The sequence below is a fragment of the Yersinia similis genome (genome assembly GCF_001053095.1).
GTDB lineage: Bacteria > Pseudomonadota > Gammaproteobacteria > Enterobacterales > Enterobacteriaceae > Yersinia > Yersinia similis.
The window spans coordinates 109,857-131,552 of the sequence record NZ_CGBP01000008.1 but is presented as its reverse complement, the minus strand read 5'-3'; the positions used below and the strand labels follow the sequence as shown (position 1 = coordinate 131,552).

The window sequence follows — 21,696 nt, the reverse complement described above, 5'->3', positions numbered from 1 at the left end:
CTGATAATGCCGTTGTGGGGAGAACATCGTGTACAGGGGCTAATGGTGATAATTACGTCTGTGCTGACCAATGTTTAAAATAGATATGGCTGGCCTGGTGTTCAACCTTTGACAGGTTATCACTGAGCAAATGGCGGGCAACGGTGAAGGCAAACTCAAAGCTAACTCCCAGCCCTTTGGCTGTAATAAATTTGCCATCAACGACCACATCCTGATCCAGATAGACACCATCATCAAATTTATCAGCCAACTTATCACCGGTACTGTAAGTTCGCCCGGCCAGCAAATGATGAGCCGCCAAGACCTTGGCCCCAGAGGAACACAAGGCGCAGATATATTTATCCTGAGCAATATGGCGTTTTAGAAACGTAATCACTTGTGGATCCGCCGTCAGGCTGTCTGTGCCTTTTGGTCCACCGGGCATCATGACCGCATCATAGTTGTGATCCAGACGGTCACTTAACAGCGCATCTGCGCTGATCGGTGTTTCAAAATAGGTGTTCAAGGCCGTGGTTGCTTCGCAGGAGAGAATATCAACCCGGATATCCAGACGGCGCATGATGTCGATGAAAATAACGGCTTCTGCTTCTTCAAAACCGTGCGCCAGCAATACGGCAACGTGTTTCGTCATAATCTGCTTCCTCTCCTGGCGCTTTACAGTTTGCCAGCGCTGCCGCAGACGTTAATTTTATCCTGAATCACTTTTTTCATGGCGGTTTTAGCCGGAACCATATAGTGACGGGGATCATTCGCGCCCTTATTTTCAAGGAAATAGGCTTTCAGTGCACCAGAGAATGCGATCTTTAGCTCTGTACCCACATTCACTTTACTGATCCCCAATTCAATGCAACGACGAACATCTTCATCTGGGATCCCTGATCCGCCATGCAGTACCAGAGGTATATCAGTATTACGGCGAATGAGAGCCAAGCGATCAAAGTCCAGACGAGGGGCCTCTTTGTACATCCCATGGGCAGTGCCGATGGCAATGGCCAGAGAGTCGATCCCTGTCGCCTGAATAAAATGTGCCGCCGAATCAGGATCGGTATACAGCGCATCTTTAGCATCAACCGTGAGATCATCTTCTTGGCCACCCAAGCGGCCCAGTTCTGCTTCGACAGTACCATCCCAGCGATGGCAATACTCCACCACCTGGCGTGTCAGCGCGATATTTTGCTCAAAGTTAAAATGAGAGCCATCAATCATTATGGATTTGATGCCCGCCGCGACTTTCTGGACAATATCGTCATACGACTCATGGTGATCCAGATGCAGTGCAAAAGGCATACGGTAATTGCGCGCCGCTTGTTGGCAGATCTGCACCAGATATTCCGTGCCCGCATAAGAAAAGGTGCTCGGTGTTCCGGCCAAAATGACTGGCGAAGCCATTTCAGCCGCTGTTTCAACTACGGCCTGAATGGTCTCCAGATTATGGATATTGAAGGCTGGGATTGCGTAGCCTCCGATCTGTGCCTGACGTAACATTTCTCGGGAAGAAACCAAAAACATAACTAAACCTCCGTGATTTCATTTCCTTTCATTTAACCATAAAAAAAAGCTTATACAAACAAAAAGAAATCAATTAAAAGAGTGTTACATCACATCGAAAGCAAACGCAGTTAGAAGAGTGACATCATTTTTGAGCTGTAGCTGGTCACGCCTTTGCGAAGTAAATTGTTTATCGGCCGTTCAGCACGGCCGATAACGCTCTCTTTCACACGATCTAGCCACGACTGTGACACTAAACGACGGGTCAGTGGTGTCTGCTCTTTGGTGTAATCATGACGAAAAGTAACAACAACCTCTTTCGTTTCGAAAGTTCCCATAACAAAGAGATCGATGGCATTAATACTGAAACTAAAATCCTCGGTCTCAACAGGCAATTTGCCACTTTCACACTGCCATAACCCACAGTCATTGGCGCAATACAGCGCAATATTCAACGCCCGTAGTGACCAAAAACTGCTAGCTGGCCCACTGTAGTTGTCCACCAGCCTTTCATCATCTGCGAATAATCCCTGTGTGGGAGCACCGAAACGCATAGCACCGTGACCAATGAAATAGCGCAGCGTTGCTTCTAATGCTCTTTTGGCTTCACCGGTATGAACGACGTCCGGTGAGTGACTGGCAACTGCCAGTAACGGCGCTGATGCAGCCAGACGATAACAGGCACTACGGCCAAAGAAGGGGATCCCCTGTGGGGTGATCAGATGGCGATAAGCGGCGACGAATTCCGCCATGCAGGAACGAATAAACTGTTGGTCATAATCTGGATTTATTTGATCGAGCCAGTAGAGAGAGTAGTGGAACCCCCAAGCGTTATAGTAATCATAATTGCCCTGTGCTCCATCGCGAAACCAGCCCTCACCGACATGGAACTCTTTGATACGCTGGTATTTATCATCACTGATATTGCCAGTGCCGTTCAGTGCTCGCATCACAAACTGAACAGTTAACGGGAAGAGATGCCAGTTATTATCCACTGTTTGTAGAGTATTAACCTGACTGAACCAGCGTGTCACTTGTTGCTGCTCTGGTGGCGTAAACGCCTGCCAGACCGACTCACGGCTCAACCATAAAGCCAATGCCAAGTCTGCACTTTCACAAATACGCTGATCATAATCATGCAGTGTGCCCCAATACCCACGATGGGTCGGGTCGGTTCCGGCTAAGAACGTGCGACGTAAGATAGCCACAATGTCTAGCTCCCCGCCTTTCAGATCGGCAAGTCGCGCATTATCCAGACCCATAGGTTGGCTGTGTAACCAAGCCGCTAGCGTCGGCAGTACACGGCTTACACCTTCCAGTGCATCAGTGCGCGCATTTTGCTGGCTGGGGCGCCCCGGATAATAAGCATGGGTATAATCCCAGACGGCATAATGATCAAATGCTTCAGCCACATAACGCACCAGGTAGTCACACTGGCTTTGCAACGACACCTTTTGATTCTGAAACAGGGCTTGTAAGCGAGCATCATGTCTCGCATAAGGCCGTTTTTTATGCCACTGGCGGATCATATGCTGTTTAAACAACTGGTAATACATCGCCGCATCAGGATGTTCATAAGGAATGATCGGGCGGGGTTTGGCGCTAATTTCAACACTCATGATCAGTGTTCCTGCAAGTCATTATGATAAGGAAAACGGTAATAAAAAGAGTGGTAATAGGGGATAAGGGAGGGGACGAAAACACCCGCGCCACCTCATCTCCCCCCGTTACAGCGCAATAGCTTAACCTTTAGCAGAACCTTCTAAGATCTGATAGCGATCTTGCCCCCAAGCCACGGGTTTGGGTTTATCTTTGATCCAGTCATAGAATGCCGATTTCATCGCGCTGACACGCTCAGGATACTGATCAGCTAAATCCTTTGATTCCATCGGATCATGCTTATCATTAAATAATTTTGGTGTATTGGTGCCGTCATCATAGAAGTAGAGCGCCCACTCTTGATCGCGGATCGCCCAAGAGGCTTTCGATAATGTCTCTACATGATCATTTTTAGGGGCCTGTTGATTTTCGTAAGTGATCCATTTCCAGTAGTCATGCCAGAACGACTGATTCTCATCACTGTAATGTTTTGCCCCCGGTCCTGCCCAGTACATATATTGATGCGGCGAGGTTTGTTCTTTGCCTGCCAGCACCGGTAGAATATCTTTACCATCTACTTTCATCTCCGCTGGGATGGTAATACCTGCTGCTTTCAATGCCGTCGGTAAAATATCTAATGCACTCACCAACGCATCACTTTGCGTACCTGCGGGGATCTGTTTTGGCCAGTAAGCGACGAACGGAATATGCACCCCACCGTTATACATTTGTCCTTTATGACCACGGTCCATACCGTTCATTGGCATTGGGGATTCATGAACCGCCCCGTTATCCGAAATGAAGAAAATCAGTGTGTTATCCAGCTCACCTTTCTCTTGTAGGTGCTGAATAATTTTACCAATACCCTCATCTGCGGCATTAATGGCAGCAAAATATTTATCTGCTTCAACGTTGCCTGTATTAAACCGATCCATATATTTCGCGGGTGATGCTTGCTCTAATGGAATATGCGGCACGCTGTAAGCCAGGCTGATAAAAAATGGTTTCTTCCCTGAGTCATCAATAAATTTCAGCGTTTCATCTGTCAGGTTATGGGTCAGATAACCTGGGGCGGCAATGTTTTTACTGTTTTGCCAGATTGCCGGAGAGTGCCACAATGCCGCGCCTGAGGCGTAATAACTGTAGGAATAGTCAAAACCCCGTTTTTCAGGTGCATATCCGGGAGCGCTGACGGAGATCATGTTGTCGTGATAATCGCGGCTTTTGACCTCATCGGCGACGAACGCTTTTTTCTCTATGCGTGCATTGTGCCATTTGCCGATATTCGCGGTTGCATAGCCATGCTCCTGAAACAATGCGGGCAGCAGTTTAATATCCAGTGGGATCCCCTGCATGGCATCATCATTACTGTAAGTACCAAAACTGGTTGGGTGGCGACCTGTATAAATACCCGCGCGGGAAGGCCCGCATACTGGATGCGCCACAAACGCATTGGTCATTTTGACCCCGTTTTTTGCCAACAGAGACACATTCGGCATCGCCCGCTGTGCCGCATCGATCATCTTGTCCAGATCGCCTTGATAGCGCACGGGTACTGGGCGCTGGCTTAGTGCTTTTTTATCCAGATTATTGAGGGTGAAATCTAACTGCCCGGTACCCAGATCATCCATTATTACCAGCAACACATTTGGTTTTTCTGCCGGTGCCGCCAGAGTCACAGGTGTCATACTCATACCAGCGGCAGCGATCATCCCTGCCAACAGGCTTCTTTTTCCTGCGGGTAACTTCATTATTATGTGTTCCTCAAAAGTTATTTAGACTGTGCCAGTCGCGGCATAATGTCCGCAGCAACGCCCCCGCGTTGAATAATCTGGCACATGGCCTGCATCAGCGGGGCGGTGTGATTAAAAAAGTGTTTATAGGAGGCGCAGAGGTAATTGTGTTTATGTTTTTCATCTGGCAACGCCATGATGCGGTGCTTTGGGCAACCGCCCTGACAAAGCGCCTTCACTTCACAGCGAATACACGCCTGTGTCAGTTTTTCCTGTTTGGCATCACCAAAGCGTTGCTGCTGGCGAGATGTCGCTAATTTCACTAGCGAGGTGTCAGCGATGTTACCCAAACGATTCGCTGGGTACACATAGTGATCACAGCTGTAGATATCCCCATTCGCTTCGATGATCAGCGCCTGACCACAGGTCACCGACTGTATGCAGCTAGCGGCGGGGTAGCCCATCCAGGTCCCGAGCAAACTGTCAAATTCACGGACATAGACGCTTCCCACATCCTCCGTCACCCAGGCATCAAACACGTCATTCATAAAACGCCCATATCCCGCCGCAGGTACAGTAAAGGGAGCCATGGGAGGGTTGGCTGGCGGTGAGTAATGGCCTGTTGTCCGCGATAGGCAACGGGTATCCACTTCCACAATCGGAATAAATTGCATAAAGGTTGACCCCAGCGCTTTCAGCGCCTGATAGGTTTCACGTCCTTTATCCCAGTTTTGATCATTCACCACGGTTAACGTATTGAAATCCACCTGATATTCACGCAGTAGATCAAGCGCTTTCTTCACGCGGGCAAAGGTGGGTTGACCATTTACGGCAATACGGTATTTATCATGTACCGCTTCAATACCATCCACCGACAGGCCGATCAGAAAACGATGTTCGGCAAAAAATGCGGCCCATTGCCGATTAATGGCAATACCGTTGGTTTGAAAGCTGTTTGTAACGGTTTTACCGTTCGCATAGTGCTGTTGGTATTCCACCGCTTTGCGATAAAAATCCAGCCCAGCCAGCGTTGGTTCGCCACCTTGCCAGGCAAAATCAACTGTATCTCCGGCATGAGAACGCAAGTAATCACGCACATAGCGCCGTAACATGCTGTCGCTCATGGTCGGTGAGGGATTTTTCTGGGGAGGGAGTACCGTCTCTTTTTCAAGATAAAAACAGTATTCACAATCCAAATTACAACGATAGCTGGTGGGCTTTGCCATCATGTGAAAATAGGCTTGTTGAGTATGTGGCTGTGCCATCAGATAGACGTTCCGAGAAAGTGAAACAATACTGACTAATTTACGCAAATAAAAAGAGAACTAAAAGGCGCTGAATCACATATATGAAAGTTAACGCAATATAATCGCAAGGTTTCGGAAGGTTGTTGGCCAAGGTGTCGCCTATAAAAAACGCACATCAGGTGATGTGCGCCAGACTGCTGACAAACCCCGATGACGTGATCTTGAACGGTGAGGATAGGCAGAGGAGTAAAGCGTCCGCGCCAAGGATGGCGCGGCTCGAGCCTACATGGATGTATTTACGGCGTCTTTACGATCTGCCTGTTCTCTCCGTCGCGGGCACTTTGTCAATAACCTCACGCACATCAGGTGATGTGCGCCAGTGCAACAAAATGAATAACACATCACGGCTACTGAGTTCCCCCGCGAACGGGCAAACAGAACAACCTTGTTAGGCCAGACGTATCATTTCCGTCGCGGCCAATAAATAAGCCCCCGCGCCATAATCCATGTTGTGTTCAAATTTCACATCACGCGGATTAAAGGCCGGTAGCTGAACCCAGCCCATCATGCCGTTATCGTGGATACAACCCTGCAAGGCATCCCAGGCTTTTTCCACCACGGGCAGATAGGTTTCTGGTGCCAGAATACCTTGGTTAACCCCCCAGCTCAGCCCATAGCAGAACAGCGCTGTTGCACTGCTCTCTGGTGCTGGAAAACGTTGAGGATCGAGCAGGCTGGTACGCCATAAACCATCCGTTTGCTGATAACGGATCACTTTACTCGCCAGATCAGTAAACAGATCGAGATAACGCTGACGATGAGTATAATCTTCTGGCATCCGCGCGAGCAGGCGTGGGATGGCAGCCAATACCCAGCCAATACCCCGGCTCCAGAAAACTTTCTCGCCATTCTCTTCACGTAACTCACTGCCGTTACCGTCAGGAATATAGCGATGATCACGGTAGAACAAACCGCTGTCAGGGTCGCGCAGATAATCAACTGCGTCCCAGAATGCGGTATCCATATAAGACAGATAACGGGCGTCACCGGTAGATTGACTCAATGCCGCAAAGGTGGCAGGGGCCATAAACAATGAGTCACACCACCACCAATCTTCACGGCCCGGTTTTGGCGCATCCACCATGGCAGAGACGGCTTTGATGGTTGGCTCTAATGCTTCCGGTACTGCTATCTGCGGCCAGACATCCAGATAGGCCTGACAGCAAATCAGATCATCGGCAAAGCGCAGATTTGGCCCAGGGCGGAACCCGGTATGCAGCGTGTAATTCATGACGCCATCCAGATACTCTGCGTCATCGGTTGCCTGCCAGGCGGCGGCAACGCATGACCAGAACACACCACGCTCCCAGTCTGTGTCTTTAATAAAACGCGTCTTGCCACTTCGACGGATCACACTGCGTGTTTGGTTTGCCGCCTGATAGCGATATACCTGTTTCATCGTTTCACGCGCCTGTTGCGCACGTGTCTGCTGTGTCATATTGCTCATGTGATACTCCCTTACTTAACGCGCCAGCCAGCCGCCATCCACTGCTAATGTATACCCGGTCACATAGTCGCTGGCAGAGGACGAAAGGAAAATCGCCGGGCCCGCTAAATCGTCTGGTGTTCCCCAGCGGGATGCGGGGATCCGCTCCAAAATAGCCTCGTTACGGGCCGTGTCTGCGCGCAGTGCTGCGGTGTTATCGGTTGCCATATAACCCGGCGCAATCGCGTTTACGTTAATATTGTACTGCGACAGTTCAGTCGCCAATGCACGGGTTAAGCCCATTACTGCGGATTTACTGGCGGTGTAAGAGGGCACGCGGATCCCCCCTTGGAATGACAACATGGAGGCGATATTGATGATCTTGCCGCCATTACCCTGTTTCACAAACTGTTTCGCCACGGCCTGTGACAGGAAGAACACGGTTTTTTGGTTAATATTGATCACGTCATCCCAATCTTTGTTGCCAAATTCCAGCAGGTCCTGACGACGAATAATCCCGGCGTTGTTGATCAGAATATCAATATGCCCCATCACTTCCACCGCCTGACTGACAATGCTATCAATGTCTTTCTGTTGTATCAGGTCAGCAGTGATGAAGTGGAATTTACGCCCCAATGCTTCAACCTGTGCCTGCGTTTCCGGGGCTTCAGCGACTCCCACACCAACAATATCTGCACCGGCTTTTGCCAGGCCGATGGCCATGCCTTGGCCCAAACCCGTATTACATCCGGTGATAATTGCCACTTTTCCCTTCAAATCAAATAATTGCATGTTGTGTCTTCCTATAATTTGGGCGCACGATGCCTGCCGCCCATCACAACGGCGGCACCATGCTAATATTGAGTTACTTTTCAGAAGGCAGATGCGTTGACTACATCCTGAAATCTATGAGGTGTAAATAAGCATAAAAGGTGTTATGTCAGTGAAGCGATCGGCATAGGACCTGGCCGTGAGCAGCACGGCACTATGGCTGGGTGATGATAAGCCCATTCACCTTTAATCAGTGTTGCGGCAACGGTAAAGTCGCTCTCCATCACCACCATGCTGGCTTGAGCACCTGTTTGGATCGACCCCAGCGTTGGCGCTAATCCCAGATAAGCGGCGGGTACTGCGCTGGCCATTTGTACCGCTTCCCACTCGGGGACTTGCGCATGTTGGATCATGTTACGCAGCGCTTGATCCAGACTACAGGTACTGCCTGCCAGTGAACCATCATCGGTGCGCGCTTCCCCCTGACGTACAGTGATATGCTGTGCGCCGAGTAAATAGCGCCCCTCACCCAGCCCCCCTGCGCGCATACAGTCTGTGATCAGTGCAATGCGGCGATAACCTTTCATGCGATACGCCAGATTCATCATCACAGGATGCACATGAATGCCATCGGCAATCAGCTCTGCCAGCATGTCGTGATACAACACGGCACCACAGCAGCCCGGTTCCCGGTGATGCAACCCTGACATGCCGTTATACAAATGTACGCCGCAATCCGCACCTTGCTGATAGGCCGCCGTGACTTGCTCAAAATTAGCAGCGGTGTGTGCCACTGAGGTTTTGATCCCGTGATCCACCAGCCAGCGGATCGCGGCCAACGCTTCGGGTGACTCCGGTGCGATAGCGGCACGTAACAAGGTGTTGCCTGCCGAATGCCGTAATTGTTCCAGCTCTTGTGGTGTTGGTGTCGTCAGATATTTTTTAGGGTGTGAACCCCGAAAAGGCGCGGTGAAATATGGCCCCTCCAGAAAACTGCCCAGCAGTGTTGCGGTGCGGGTATCACGTGCGTTATCCGGGTCTGCAATAAAATCACGCACCTGCGCCAGAGCCGCAAAGATATCCTGTATTGGCGCACTGACGGTGGTGCCGACCCAAGCGACAACCCCCGTTTGGGGTAGGGCGCGAGCAATGGTGCGTAATGCATCCGCAGATGCATCCATGACATCCGCCCCCTGACGGCCATGAATATGAATGTCGATCAGGCCTGGGATCAGGGTTTTCCCTGTCAGATGCACAATTTCTGCATCCGCTGGTAGCTCGCGTGTTACTGCCACAATTTCGCCTTGCTCGACGATAACCGCGACGCCGGTTTCAATGCCTTGCGGGGTAAATGTACGCTCAGCAAGATAGGCAGTACGCATAATTAGAGCCCATCCTCGTTTTCGCAGTCATCAGTAACCAGAGCAGTGTCCAGTTCAGCACGTAGGTTCTGTACACTGGACGCGCCAATATCCATCAGTATTTCGACCAGCTCTGACAGTGAAGCCCCTTCACGTTCAAAGGCGGCATTTGCAATCATTGGCAGGTTAACCCCGGCAAGCAGCTCAACGTTGCTGCCACTCATCAAAATATTCAGTGCGCGATTACAAGGCGAACCACCAGGAATATCGGTTAAAAACAGTACACCTTCGCCGCTGTCTACCTCATGTGCCGCATGGCGCAGTTCGCTTTCCAGCATGTCTGTTGACATACTCTCAACGAAATCAATGAACAGCATTTGAGATTGCTCACCGGTAATCGCACGTACTGCGGAAGCCATACCAGAAGCAAAATTAATGTGGCCAGAAACAACAATTCCAATCATTTACAACATCCTTACTGCCCGGATATTCAGGCTGTTCTGTTACGCCGCATCATGCATAGCCACGATGCGGCGATGGCGATTAGACAATGCCCAGCAGATGACCGACGACCCCGGCCGCCAGCGTGGAGAAAATCAACACCGGTGGTTTCGCCCAGAAACCCGTGCCTTTCACCATCTTGAACATAAAGAACACTAATGCCAGCGGGAGTAAATTCGGCATGATCTTGTCAAACAGAGCGGTTTGTAACTCCACTGTTTTCCCGCCAAGATCTATCGCCGCGGTGGTTTGTAGCCTGATAAAGGTGGCGCACAACGCGCCGATAACAAAGATACCCATGATATTGGCGGCTTTTGCCAGTTTCTCTGTGGCATCCCCCATGTTCACCATTGCTGCAGTACCTGCGCGGTAGCCCATAAACATCAGGCCGAAATAGACCAGGAAGTGCACGGTCTGGTACAGAATGAAGAACACAAATGGGCCAGCGATGGAGCCTTCAATTGCAATGGAAGCCCCCAGCGCCAGCGTCAGTGGCATCAGCGTCATGTGGTCAATCGCATCGCCGATACCGCCAGTTGGCCCCATGCCCGCGACTTTCATCACGTTGATCATTGACGGCTTTTCTTTGTTCTCTTCCATCGCCACCGCGGTGCCTAACAGGAAGGTGAACAGCTTTGGACTGGCATTAAAGAACTGCAAATGGTTCTTCAGCGATTTCGCCAAATCTGCACGGTTGTTACCGTGGATTTTCTTCAATGCAGGGATCATCGAATAAGCAAAACCACCGGCCTGCATACGTTCGAAGTTAAAGTTACCTTCCATGAACAGGCCACGGATAGCACACTTCCACAGATCTTTACGGGTAACCACTTTGCGAACTTCAAGATCCTGATAGGAGTCAATTTTATCCACCAGGCTGTCCGTTTTCGCTTTTGCAGTGTGGTCTTTATCTACTGTGATATCAGATGCCATCTTCGAAATCCTCTGGTTGTTTGTTGGTGTTGTTATCGTTGTTATTGCTGCCGTTATTGTTGCCACTGAAGAAGTAGTACAGGACAGCAACAGCAGCACCCAGAATGGCGATCGCCATGATTGGCAGTTTTAGATAAGTCGTCATCACAAAGCCGATAAAGAACACACCAGCCACTTCTTTCGACCACATAATTTTCAGCAACATAGCAAAGCCGATTGCCGGAACCATCTTCGCACCGATACCTAAGCCTTCTAACAGGGCGGTTGGTGTATTTTCATCAATCCAGGTTGCCGCATGTTCACCGAAGTAGACGGTGACAAAGGCGATGACAAAATAGAGCATCGAACGGGTGAGTAGCGTGCCTATCAACAAGCGCGATATTCCCGCCGTATCTGCCTGCTCTGCATACTTATCTGCTCTGCCCATGGTGAATGCTGTCATGGCAAAGAAACCGATAATAATCATCTGCATCAGGACAGCAATTGGCATACCAACGCCCATAGCCACTTCTGGCGACTGACCGGTCATCACCGCAAAGGCAACTGCGGCGATAGTCCCCATGGTCACATCGGGTGGCTGAGCACCCGCATTAGGCACCAGACCCAGCCAAGCCAGTTCCAGCGTCGCACCTGCGATTAAACCCACTTCCATATTGCCCATGATCAAACCGACAACTGGGCCGGTGATCAACGGGCGGTGAATATTCAGGGCAACGTCATACTTGTCGATACCGCACAAGAAGGCCCAAATTCCGACTAACGTAGCTTCAAAAAGCATAATTTATCCTTTAATTCCCTATGTCTTGGCGTAATACGTCGTGGATTTATGCTCTGGCGGCCAGTTCAATCACATTAATTGGCGTTTGATCTGGCGTGTTCTGTACTGTACAGGTCACGCCAAGCGCGGCCATACGTTGGAAAGCGTCCAGATCTTTTTCATCCACGGAGACTGTTTTGGCAATCTGACGTTTACCCTCGTGGTAGTGCATATTGCCCACGTTACACTGAGTAATTGGCACACCGCCTTCGACCAAACGCGCAACATCCGTCGGGGAGTTACACAGAATGAAAACCTTCTGCTGAGGAGAGGCTTTATGGATGACATCAATTGTTTTCTGGATACTGAAAAAGCGCACTGCATATTCACCGCCAGCGGAGGCTTTCATTCCCGCCTGCATGAAAGCCGAGTTAGGGCCATCGGCAGCGTCATCATTGGCCACCAGAATTAAATTGGCTTCTGTGTGCTTTCCCCAGGTAATGCGGATCTGTCCATGAAGTAAACGTTCATCGATACGAGTCCAGACGATATTTGGCCGAGTCATAGGGATATTCCTGTGTGTTATTTTTTAAATGGATAAATAGTCACACCTTGCACCACACGATTGATTTCGCCCGTTGGAGATGGGCTATCCGGTGTGTTGTTTAAGGCAACTGAGCTATGAAAAGCGAAGGACTGTGCGAACATCAGATAGGCAAACAGCAGGCCTAAGTCAGAACTTTCTGTCATACCTGGCACCAGAATATGGTCGCCAGCCGTGACATAAGCATCTGATTGTGCTGCGACAGCAATAACCTTACCGGCAACGTTGTTGGCGCGGATCTCAGCTAACAGGTCGAGATCATATTGACGTGTGTAGGGGTCATTAGAGATGTAAACAACAACCAAAGTGTCCGGATTAACGATTGATTTCGGACCATGGCGGAACCCCAACGGAGTGTCAAAAGTAGCCACAACTTTACCTGCGGTTAATTCGAGTAACTTCAGTGCTGACTCTTGGGCCAGCCCCTGTAATCCGCCACTACCTAAGTAGATAACTCTTTGGTATTGGGAACTTTTAGTATTATCGATGATTTTACGATTCATTTCTTTGAACCAATCCGCAGATCCCTTACAAAATCTTTCAATTTCTTTCGAATACTTGTCGATACCGGCAAAAATGGCCATCGCTGCCATCATCATGGAGGAAAAACTGGAGGTCATCGCCAGTGATTGGTCATTGGTTTCTGCTGGCATCAGTACGGCCAGTGCGCCTGGTGCCGTCTGGCAATATTGATATAACTGGCCGCTCTGATTACAGGTCAATACCAAGTGGAAACAGCGAGATAAACAGGCCGATGCCACTTGTAACGCAGCCACACTTTCCGGGCTGTTGCCGGAACGGGCAAATGAAACCAGCAGTGTCGGGATATCTTCGGCGAAGTATTGTTCTGGTGTTGCCACCAAATCCGTTGTCGCAATCGCTTCAATACGATGGGATAGATAAGGTGCTAACAGTGGAACCAGCGCACGCCCGGCAAAGGCTGATGTTCCAGCACCGGTAAAAATAATCCGCGTGTTACTTGCGGCTAATGCCTGATGCAGAAAATCATTAATCGCGGCCTGGCTCTCTTCTACAATACGCTGTGTTTTTCCCCAACATACAGGCTGCTGCTCAATTTCCTGTGCAGTCCAACTGGCATGTAAGCGAGTGAGTTCTTCCAGGTTGTATCCTAAATATTGCGTCATTTCGATGAGTTCCCGTTAAAAAGGTGGCATGCATTAACATAGCCAATAAGCGTATTTTTGATTTGTTGTTTGACCAATGCCGTCGCTTCAAAAGGCAGTGTGCCTTCGCGAACCGCAGTAAACTGGCGTGGCATGTACTGGCTCAAGAGTGGCAGCGGGATCGGTGCGCTATTCAGATTGGCAAACAATTTTTCCTGTGCGGCCTGCACCGCTTCCATCGGCCAGTAATAGCGCATACGGTCACTGAAACTGTAAACGCGGGCTAAGCGCACTTGTTCAGCATCACCGAGATAATATTTTTTCCAGTATTCCGGCGATTTCAGCATTACGTCTTCCATTACCTGACGAAGCCGGGAACACTGTTCTGCCGGGAATAACTCTTCTTCGATATGACATAAACTGAACAGGGCTTCACGCAGAGCAAATGTCAGCGCCGGGCCTACTTTCAGAATGGCAAAATGGCCTTTAACCAGTGCGCGGTAGGCATCATCGGTTTGATAATCGGTGGAGTGGGCTTCGAATACCTGATAATCGTAATCATCCATGACTTTACTGAGTTCATGGGCTTTCTCTGGACAGAAATCAATCACACCGGTGTGATCAAACTCAACACCAGGCTGCACTACCAGACCAATCACCCGTGGCCAGCACTCAGCAACACCTGCTTTCTCAAACGCTTTTTGATGGCATTCAATCGTTTTACGTGCGGCTTCTGGTGAGGTGACTTCGATTTCATTCAACTCTTCGGTCGCGCCACCAGGGATAGGCACTTCTGTTCCGATGACATAAACGGCGGTGTGTATATTGAAGTGTTGATATTCCGTTGCTTCTGCAATGGCGGCCAGACGTGCGGCACGCTCGGCCACAATTTCATCGGATAAGGGAACAGGATCATCAGCGCAGGACATGCTGCAATCGAGGTGAATTTTTTTGAAGCCCGCCGCGACATACGCCGCGATCAGATCATCGGCATGCGCCATGGCTTCGTTGGCAGGCAAGTGCTGCCAACGGTTTGGCCCTAAATGATCGCCGCCTAAAATGAGTTTTTCGAGAGGGAAGTGCAGAGCATCAGCTTTAGCAAAAACGTAATCACGAAAATCAGCCGGAGTCATACCGGTATAGCCACCAAATTGGTCAACCTGATTAGAGGTGGCTTCGATTAACAGTTCTGAGTCATTTTCTAACGCTTGCTCCAGCGCAGCTTCGATGACAAGAGGATGGGCAGAACAAACTGAGTAAATCCCAATTTGTTCCCCAGCTTTATGGCGCTGAACCAGCTTTTCTAAAGGATGCATACATTAACTCCACAATTAACATTAAGAATGTCACTATGGAGTCAAGGTGTTACTTCTCTTTTTCAGCTATGATCACTTCAATTCGCATATCCCGTAGTCGCTGCACATACTCTTCAGGAATATCCGAATCCGTCACCAAAATATCGATATCACCAAACTCTCGAATCATGTGGCAGCTACGTTTCCCAAATTTGGTCGAATCAGCCACTGCAATAATTTGTTCCGAGATGTCACACATTAGGCGGTTAAGACTCGCTTCCTGCTCATTATATGTGGTGATACCAACTCGCAAGTCAAAACCATCAACACCCAGAAAAACTTTGTCAAAACGAAAGTTTTTCAGGCTGGCTTCGGCTTGAGAACCAGAAAAAGACATCGCACTCTTACGCAACACACCACCGGAGATGAGGACTTCCACGCCGGGGGCTGATGCTAACTCCATAGCCACATCAAGACCATTCGTCATAACCACTACGTTCTCTACCGACCTCAAGTTGGCCGCAATTTCCCGTGTGGTCGTTCCTGAATCCAGAATGACGGTGTCACCACTGTTAATCAGTTTCGCCGCTGCCTGACCAATCAGCGATTTCACGCCGGAATTACGGCGTCGCTTTTCATGGACAGTCAGCTCGGCGATAACGCCGGTGTTCGGAATAGCCGAACCGTGCGATCTGACGATGTACCCGTTTTTCTCTAAAAAACTCAGGTCACTACGAATGGTGACACTTGAGACATTGAATCTTTCGGCTAGATCTTCGACACGAGCTTTCCCTTGCTGGGTTACGATATTGAAGATTTCCATGCGCCTTTCGATTGCCGCTTTCACTTCTGTCCCCTTACGAAGCCAATCGAATTATATTCGTTTGGCTTCGAATTAAGATTACTACGCTTACGTTTATCTTCAATGAGAAAGATCAAAAGTTATGATCTCTTTCACAAAGCTTCGTTTTATTGGTTTTATGTTTGCGAAAACTTACGCATACACATTTATCATATCTATAGCTGCACGGCTTTCTAATGACGTGACAATTGGGATATTAGATCAAAAACATCCTCTAAAGATAAAAAGAATAAAATAATGTAAAAACAATAGATTGAAATGTGATTCTTAACACATAAAGAAGTTGATTTTCACGAAATTCTAGCCTGAAGACTGGGGTTTCGTAACGGAGATCACAATTATTTTTAACAAATAATCGATAACGATAATGATATTCGTTAAAAAAACGAAAATCATTACGTATTGTCTCTCTCTCTATTCTTTTTTAGCCTCCTTTTGATTTATTGTATGAATGTATTGGTTGATGTTTAAACGAAAATAAATGACATAAGAGTGCATAGAAACAAGAAAAATAAATACAATTAATTGATTTAATTTGTTTTTTATTTAAAAAAGTTACCTGGCCTGGGTATTTTATCACCACAATTACATGATGTATTGCCTATTCATATTTTTTCCTCACTTAAGTAAAGCACCTTAATCTTTCATTGTGATCCTAAACACAGCATTTTTTGTTTTGTTTGTTTACGATTTGTGGTTATCGAACGGTATCGAAATGTTCAGTATCAGAAGGAAAGCGAACATCCAGTAATGAAACCGTTTCACTTGTAATACAGCTAGATTCTTTAAAACAGAAATTTTCTATTTCTCTCTGGAGTAACAGCATGTCGCTAACAAGACGAAATTTATTAAAAGGAATCGCAGTTTCTGGCGCGTTGGGGGCAACCGCGGCCGCGACGGGGGTGCTCAGTACGGCTCAGGCCGCAGTACCCGCGAAAAAAACCGGAAAACAACCAAACCTATTGATTGTTTTCCCGGATGAAATGCGTACCCAGTCACTGGGGTTTATGGGACAAGACCCCTCAATTACCCCTTTTATTAACCAGTTCGCCAGTCAAAGTGTGGTATTGAAACAAGCGGTGTCCAATTATCCGCTGTGTACACCTTTCCGTGGCATGCTAATGACCGGACAATATCCTTATCGCAATGGCTTACAAGGCAACTGCCACACGGGAGCTGATGGCAATTTTGGGGGTAAAGATTTTGGTATTGAACTTAAAAAAGAGTCGGTCACGTGGTCTGATATCCTGAAGAAACAGGGATACAGCATGGGTTACATCGGCAAATGGCATCTTGATGCACCAGAAGCCCCCTTTGTGCCAAGCTATAACAACCCAATGGAAGGGCGTTATTGGAATGACTGGACGCCACCGGAAAAACGCCACGGTTTCGATTTTTGGTACAGTTACGGGACTTACGATTTACATCTTAATCCTATGTACTGGACCAACGATACGCCACGTGATAACCCACTAAAAATTAACCAGTGGAGCCCGGAGCATGAGGCCGATATCGCTATTAAGTATCTGCGCAATGAGGGGGGGAAATACCGAGATAACGATCAACCCTTCGCGTTAGTGGTCTCCATGAACCCACCGCATTCACCGTATGATCAGGTTCCACAAAAATACCTGGATCGTTTTAAAGACCACACCTCAGAATCTCTAAATACCCGTCCGAATGTGGTATGGGATAAAGCCTATCAGGACGGTTACGGGCCAAAATATTTTAAAGAGTATATGGCGATGGTGAACGGTGTCGATGAGCAATTTGGCCGTATTGTTGCTGAGCTAGACCGCCTGAATCTGGATAAAGACACCCTGGTAGTTTTCTTCTCTGATCATGGTTGCTGTATGGGTTCTAACGGTCAGCCAACCAAGAATGTACATTACGAAGAATCGATGCGTATTCCTATGATGTTCCGCTGGCCGGGAAAACTGCCTGTGCGGGAAGATGAACTGCTGTTCTCCGCCCCCGATATTTATCCGACGCTACTGGGTCTGATGGGCATGAGCGAGCATATCCCGGATCAGATCGAAGGCACGGATTTCTCTAATACGGTTGCCGGGCGCCCGGGTGATAAACGTCCTACCTCGCAGTTGTATACTTTTATGCCTTATGGTGGACAATCTTACGGTCAGCGCGGAGTGCGGACAGATCGCTATACGTTAGTCATCGATCGTAAAGTTGGCAAGCCGCTCACTTATACTCTGCATGACAATAAAAATGATCCTTACCAGATGAAAAACATTGCCGCAGAAAATATGGTTCTGGTGAATCAATTGATTGCTGACGAGTTAATCCCTTGGCTGGAGCACTCTGGTGATGTCTGGCGGCCAACAGAAGTTGCGGCTAATGCGGCTAATGCTTATCTTTAATCACTGATCGACTGCTGACTTCCTCTTCCTGAAAATCTGCTCAGGAAGAGGTTATCGCGGATCTTGTGTCATTCCTGCTGGTCTCTTCATCATCACACGTAATGTTATCACTCAGACCCAAATACTATTACTCAGGCGCAGGTGTTATGACTTAGACGTAATAGTAAAAGGGCGCCGAAGCACCCTCAGACTGCTGACAAACCCCGATGACGTGATCTTGAACGGTGAGGATAGGCAGAGGAGTAAAGCGTCCGCGCCAAGGATGGCGCGGCTCGAGCCTACATGGATGTATTTACGGCGTCTTTACGATCTGCCTGTTCTCTCCGTCGCGGGCACTTTGTCAATAACCTCAGGGCGCCGAAGCGCCCTGAGTCATGTTTTAATAATGTAACACTGAGAAATAATGTAACGCTGAGAGCTAGTTCATCGGCTTGAGCGTGACCTCTTGTGGCATACCAAAGTAGCTGGTAAACACCAGTTGCGTGGTCTTTCCCGCGGGTTTTACGCTCACCTGCGGATTATTCTCCGTGGCTTGCCACTGGCCGTTGAGTGTCACGGAAATCGCTAATGGCGTTGCTTTCGTTGTGCGGGTCATATTCAGATCTGGCGTAACACCGCTGATCTTAAGCTGACCATTACTCTGTATTTGCGTCATAACAATGGCTGGCTGAGCAATATTTTTCACCACACCTTCATCTGGTGTTACAGAACTAAAGGCTGCGTAACCGGTCGTCTGCGTCACGTTATCACGCACAATATGTACGGAGGCATCTTGACGTAACACCTCATACACTTTCTTACCGGCCCGATAATCTGTGGCCAGTTGTTGCATACCTTCTGGTGTTGCCTCTAGCACCATCAGATATTCGTATTGTGCATTCTGTGGTTTCGCCCCGTGATCAAGCCAGGCCAGACTGAAATTGCCTCCAGTAGGGGCACGGGATTTATCATTGGCAGAAACCTGATGCTGGCGGCGTACTTCACCTTTCGCCCCTTTGGTCAGTAGATAGCCGTTGCCATGGCCATCAATTAACCAGTCACCTTCCTCCAGTGCGCGCTGGTAAGGCAATGCCGTAATGCGCTCGCCGTTCACCCAGAGATCACTGGCTTTATCTGTAATACCATGTTGGAACAGGGTGGTTTCAGTAGCATATTTTTCCGTATTGTTACTGATGTTACTGCCCAATAGAACTAACCGATTTTCAGTTTCGAGAGCACTCTTACGCGCGGTAAAACTGCTGTCAAATTTCGGCATAGATGGCGCATCAAATTTAAAGGCAAACATGCCATATTTGCCGCTTAGTGATGAGTGACCACTGAATGGATGATTACCACGTAACATCAGGGTATGCGTGTTAGGGCTATCCAGCTCAGCTAACGGAAGGTGGATCGTGGTTGTGCCTGGATTGCGATTCCAGTCCCAACCATCTTGTACAAAACCTATCTCTTTCTGACTACCATACGGAAGGACCTGTACTGCACCATGGCTCTGATAACGGCCATAACGGTTATCGCGATAATAGATCTCTGACGACCAGACATTACTGTTGTACGCCTTCAGCGTCACCATCTTGTCGCTGAAACGGTGGATCCCGAATGCACCGCCGTTAAATGTCCAGTTTCCTTGGGGGAGCTCTGCTGGAGCAATGCGTACACCAAAGATTGCTTCACTCTCACTTTCCGGTGTTCCGGTAATTTGCAGATAAGCGGCTGCCAGCGCTTTATCCACTTTATCACCGGTTTTCGGATCACCCGTGAGTGCTAGCCAGTGGAAGGAATCTTGGAACAGAGTCACACTTGAAGAGTTAAACGGATGACGCCCCGCCAGCCCCAGTGAGGTTGCCGGGTTACTGTAGATCCATGCCGATAACATGGCTTTTTTCAGTGCCGCCCGCCCTTCATCACTTACCGCAAATGGTGTGCCATGTAGCATATATACCAATTGACCGGCATTTTTAAAGGCAGGGAATGAGTAACCTGGATAGTTACCTTCATGACGCCATGCCGTACCATCTGGTCGCAAGCCGTCGTAGCCTCCCGGTGGCGTCTGTGAAAGTGCCACATTGATGTATTCACCAAAGCGCTTGAGTAATGCCACACGTTTTGCCGGATCAGATTCCAGCATCAGCAACGCCAGATGTTGGCGGGATAGGGTATTGAAATAGTCCAGATCCGAGCTTTCCGGCCCTGGGATCATATCAAAGTTGGCTTTAAATTCACGGGAATACCACAACAGCGCATCGGAAACCGGCTGACGCAGTTGATGTTTATCCAGTTCATTCGCCATTAACATAGCTGAGATATACCACCAGCGTGAGCTGTATCCCCAGTGGTGGGTTGTCACCAGTGCGCTACCATCCATATAGCCTTGATCCAACAGGTGTTGAGTCATCAGGATATACATATCAGCCAGTTCCTGACGAGTTTCTTCTGATGTACTGCGTTGGTAGGCCCGGCTGATATTGAACATCAGCGTGGCGTAATCGGCCAGAAGCACATAATGGCTGAAACGTTTCTTATCAGCATCATCCATAAACTCCGGTTGATATAACACCTTTTGTTTATCTGTAATAATGTGCCGACCCGATAATTGGCCTGCGGCATCACGGTGAATTTTTAATGCTGCAAAATGAGCGCGTAATTTCTCGCGATTATCTATCAAAACCAAGCCATTTTCACCGCTTTGACCTTCGGTAAAGACGCGGATCAATGCATCACGAATATCATCAGCTGCCGCTATTTCCCCTGCCGTTGGTGTTGGCAATTTTGCGGGTAACCGAAAATCAATTTCCGGGATCTGATAACGGGTTTTGACATGATCATCCGACCATTGATATCGAGCATCATCAATAGACAGCATAACGCGATCAATATAGAAGGTACCCGCTGCTGCTTTTAGCGGCGCCCGAAAACGGATGCTGTCCATATCGCTTTTCGCACCGCCCGCGATAGTGCTACGTCCACCGCTTTCACCTTCTTCATTATCATCGAAGCCAATACCTTCGATTTCCCGCCCTTCCAGATCATTTTGCAGTGACACGCCCACTGCGCGCCAGCCACTGAAATTCATTTTGACTTTGATACCGGCATCCGGAGCCCCTGACGGACCGAGTCCTCGCCCCAGATCGACTATCATATAATCATCCACCGGAGTTTCGTTATAGATCCAAAAAGAGAGCACCTGTGTGGCTTTACGCCCCCAGGTTTTAGACGCGACCTGATCGGTGACTTGTGTAATAGGGTGCTCAATGGTCATCGTACTGCCTGCCTGCCATTCCCATTTAAGCGACTGTTGACCCATAATATAGCGGGTGGAGCTCAGAGATAATGTTGAACCTGAACTGGCGGTCACAAAATCAGGCAGCTGATTGCCATCGAAATCAATAATCGAAGATTGCATCAGCGCTTTTTGATTCACCTCTGTTTTCGCACTTTTTGTATTATTGGTCGAAAGATGAGGTGTACAAGCCGCGGTACCTAATAATGTAGTAATGGTAAGAGCAATAAGTTTTAACCTGGATGGTGCATACATAATCGTCGCTACCCAATAAAAAGGT

Annotated in this window: 17 protein-coding genes; 1 reads left to right on the top strand and 16 read right to left on the bottom strand. The window is 48.6% G+C overall.

The genetic code is table 11. The annotated features are described in order from the left end of the window. Positions 1 to 52: 52 nt before the first annotated feature. The 15 genes from AC971_RS08505 to agaR all read right to left on the bottom strand — a co-directional run bounded on the left by AC971_RS08505 (position 53) and on the right by agaR (position 15,746). A complete protein-coding gene (locus tag AC971_RS08505; RefSeq protein ID WP_025381071.1) occupies positions 53 to 631 on the bottom strand; it encodes a DJ-1/PfpI family protein in 579 nt (192 codons plus the stop codon). A 23-nt stretch (positions 632 to 654) separates the two neighbouring features. Continuing rightward, positions 655 to 1,509 (bottom strand): tagatose bisphosphate family class II aldolase, encoded by an 855-nt coding sequence (locus tag AC971_RS08500; RefSeq protein ID WP_025381070.1) that lies wholly within the window; start codon positions 1,507 to 1,509, stop codon positions 655 to 657. A 110-nt stretch (positions 1,510 to 1,619) separates the two neighbouring features. Next, on the bottom strand, positions 1,620 to 3,107 hold the full coding sequence (locus AC971_RS08495; RefSeq protein WP_025381069.1) for a DUF2264 domain-containing protein: 1,488 nt from the start codon (positions 3,105 to 3,107) through the stop codon (positions 1,620 to 1,622). A gap of 123 nt (positions 3,108 to 3,230) precedes the next feature. Further along, positions 3,231 to 4,838, bottom strand: coding sequence for a sulfatase family protein (locus AC971_RS08490; RefSeq protein ID WP_025381068.1), 1,608 nt, complete (start codon positions 4,836 to 4,838; stop codon positions 3,231 to 3,233). 20 nt (positions 4,839 to 4,858) lie between these two features. Then, positions 4,859 to 6,085 (bottom strand): anaerobic sulfatase maturase, encoded by a 1,227-nt coding sequence (locus AC971_RS08485; protein WP_025381067.1) that lies wholly within the window; start codon positions 6,083 to 6,085, stop codon positions 4,859 to 4,861. 430 nt (positions 6,086 to 6,515) lie between these two features. Beyond that, positions 6,516 to 7,574 carry a glycoside hydrolase family 88/105 protein gene (locus tag AC971_RS08480; protein ID WP_025381066.1) on the bottom strand — a complete coding sequence of 353 codons (1,059 nt, stop codon included), beginning with the start codon at positions 7,572 to 7,574 and terminating at the stop codon, positions 6,516 to 6,518. 15 nt (positions 7,575 to 7,589) lie between these two features. Next, the gene (gene kduD, locus AC971_RS08475) at positions 7,590 to 8,345 is read right to left on the bottom strand and encodes a 2-dehydro-3-deoxy-D-gluconate 5-dehydrogenase KduD (RefSeq protein ID WP_012104704.1); all 756 of its coding nucleotides are present in this window, start codon (positions 8,343 to 8,345) and stop codon (positions 7,590 to 7,592) included. A gap of 143 nt (positions 8,346 to 8,488) precedes the next feature. Beyond that, positions 8,489 to 9,706 (bottom strand): N-acetylglucosamine-6-phosphate deacetylase, encoded by a 1,218-nt coding sequence (gene nagA, locus AC971_RS08470; protein ID WP_025381065.1) that lies wholly within the window; start codon positions 9,704 to 9,706, stop codon positions 8,489 to 8,491. Positions 9,707 to 9,708: 2 nt separating this feature from the next. Beyond that, positions 9,709 to 10,149, bottom strand: coding sequence for a PTS galactosamine/N-acetylgalactosamine transporter subunit IIA (agaF, locus tag AC971_RS08465; RefSeq protein ID WP_025381064.1), 441 nt, complete (start codon positions 10,147 to 10,149; stop codon positions 9,709 to 9,711). 79 nt (positions 10,150 to 10,228) lie between these two features. Beyond that, positions 10,229 to 11,119 carry a PTS system mannose/fructose/sorbose family transporter subunit IID gene (locus AC971_RS08460; protein ID WP_002209880.1) on the bottom strand — a complete coding sequence of 297 codons (891 nt, stop codon included), beginning with the start codon at positions 11,117 to 11,119 and terminating at the stop codon, positions 10,229 to 10,231. Then, on the bottom strand, positions 11,109 to 11,897 hold the full coding sequence (gene agaW / locus AC971_RS08455; protein ID WP_025381063.1) for a PTS N-acetylgalactosamine transporter subunit IIC: 789 nt from the start codon (positions 11,895 to 11,897) through the stop codon (positions 11,109 to 11,111). Before agaW ends, AC971_RS08460 begins: the two co-directional genes overlap by 11 nt. Positions 11,898 to 11,943: 46 nt before the next feature. Then, the gene (agaV, locus tag AC971_RS08450; protein WP_025381062.1) at positions 11,944 to 12,441 is read right to left on the bottom strand and encodes a PTS N-acetylgalactosamine transporter subunit IIB; all 498 of its coding nucleotides are present in this window, start codon (positions 12,439 to 12,441) and stop codon (positions 11,944 to 11,946) included. A gap of 17 nt (positions 12,442 to 12,458) precedes the next feature. Further along, complete coding sequence (locus AC971_RS08445; RefSeq protein WP_025381061.1) at positions 12,459 to 13,625, bottom strand: SIS domain-containing protein; 1,167 nt, start codon at positions 13,623 to 13,625, stop codon at positions 12,459 to 12,461. Next, positions 13,622 to 14,920, bottom strand: a complete 1,299-nt coding sequence (gene kbaZ, locus AC971_RS08440; RefSeq protein WP_025381060.1) for a tagatose-bisphosphate aldolase subunit KbaZ — start codon at positions 14,918 to 14,920, stop codon at positions 13,622 to 13,624. The genes AC971_RS08445 and kbaZ overlap by 4 nt, the downstream gene beginning before the upstream one ends. 49 nt (positions 14,921 to 14,969) lie before the next feature. After that, complete coding sequence (gene agaR, locus AC971_RS08435) at positions 14,970 to 15,746, bottom strand: transcriptional repressor AgaR (RefSeq protein ID WP_002209875.1); 777 nt, start codon at positions 15,744 to 15,746, stop codon at positions 14,970 to 14,972. An 839-nt stretch (positions 15,747 to 16,585) separates the two neighbouring features. Here agaR and AC971_RS08430 point away from each other — a divergent pair. After that, positions 16,586 to 18,139, top strand: a complete 1,554-nt coding sequence (locus AC971_RS08430; RefSeq protein WP_025381059.1) for a sulfatase family protein — start codon at positions 16,586 to 16,588, stop codon at positions 18,137 to 18,139. A 418-nt stretch (positions 18,140 to 18,557) separates the two neighbouring features. On the opposite strand, the gene AC971_RS08425 is transcribed toward AC971_RS08430, so the two are convergent. Then, the gene (locus AC971_RS08425; RefSeq protein ID WP_025381058.1) at positions 18,558 to 21,671 is read right to left on the bottom strand and encodes a chondroitinase family polysaccharide lyase; all 3,114 of its coding nucleotides are present in this window, start codon (positions 21,669 to 21,671) and stop codon (positions 18,558 to 18,560) included. Positions 21,672 to 21,696 lie beyond the last annotated feature (25 nt).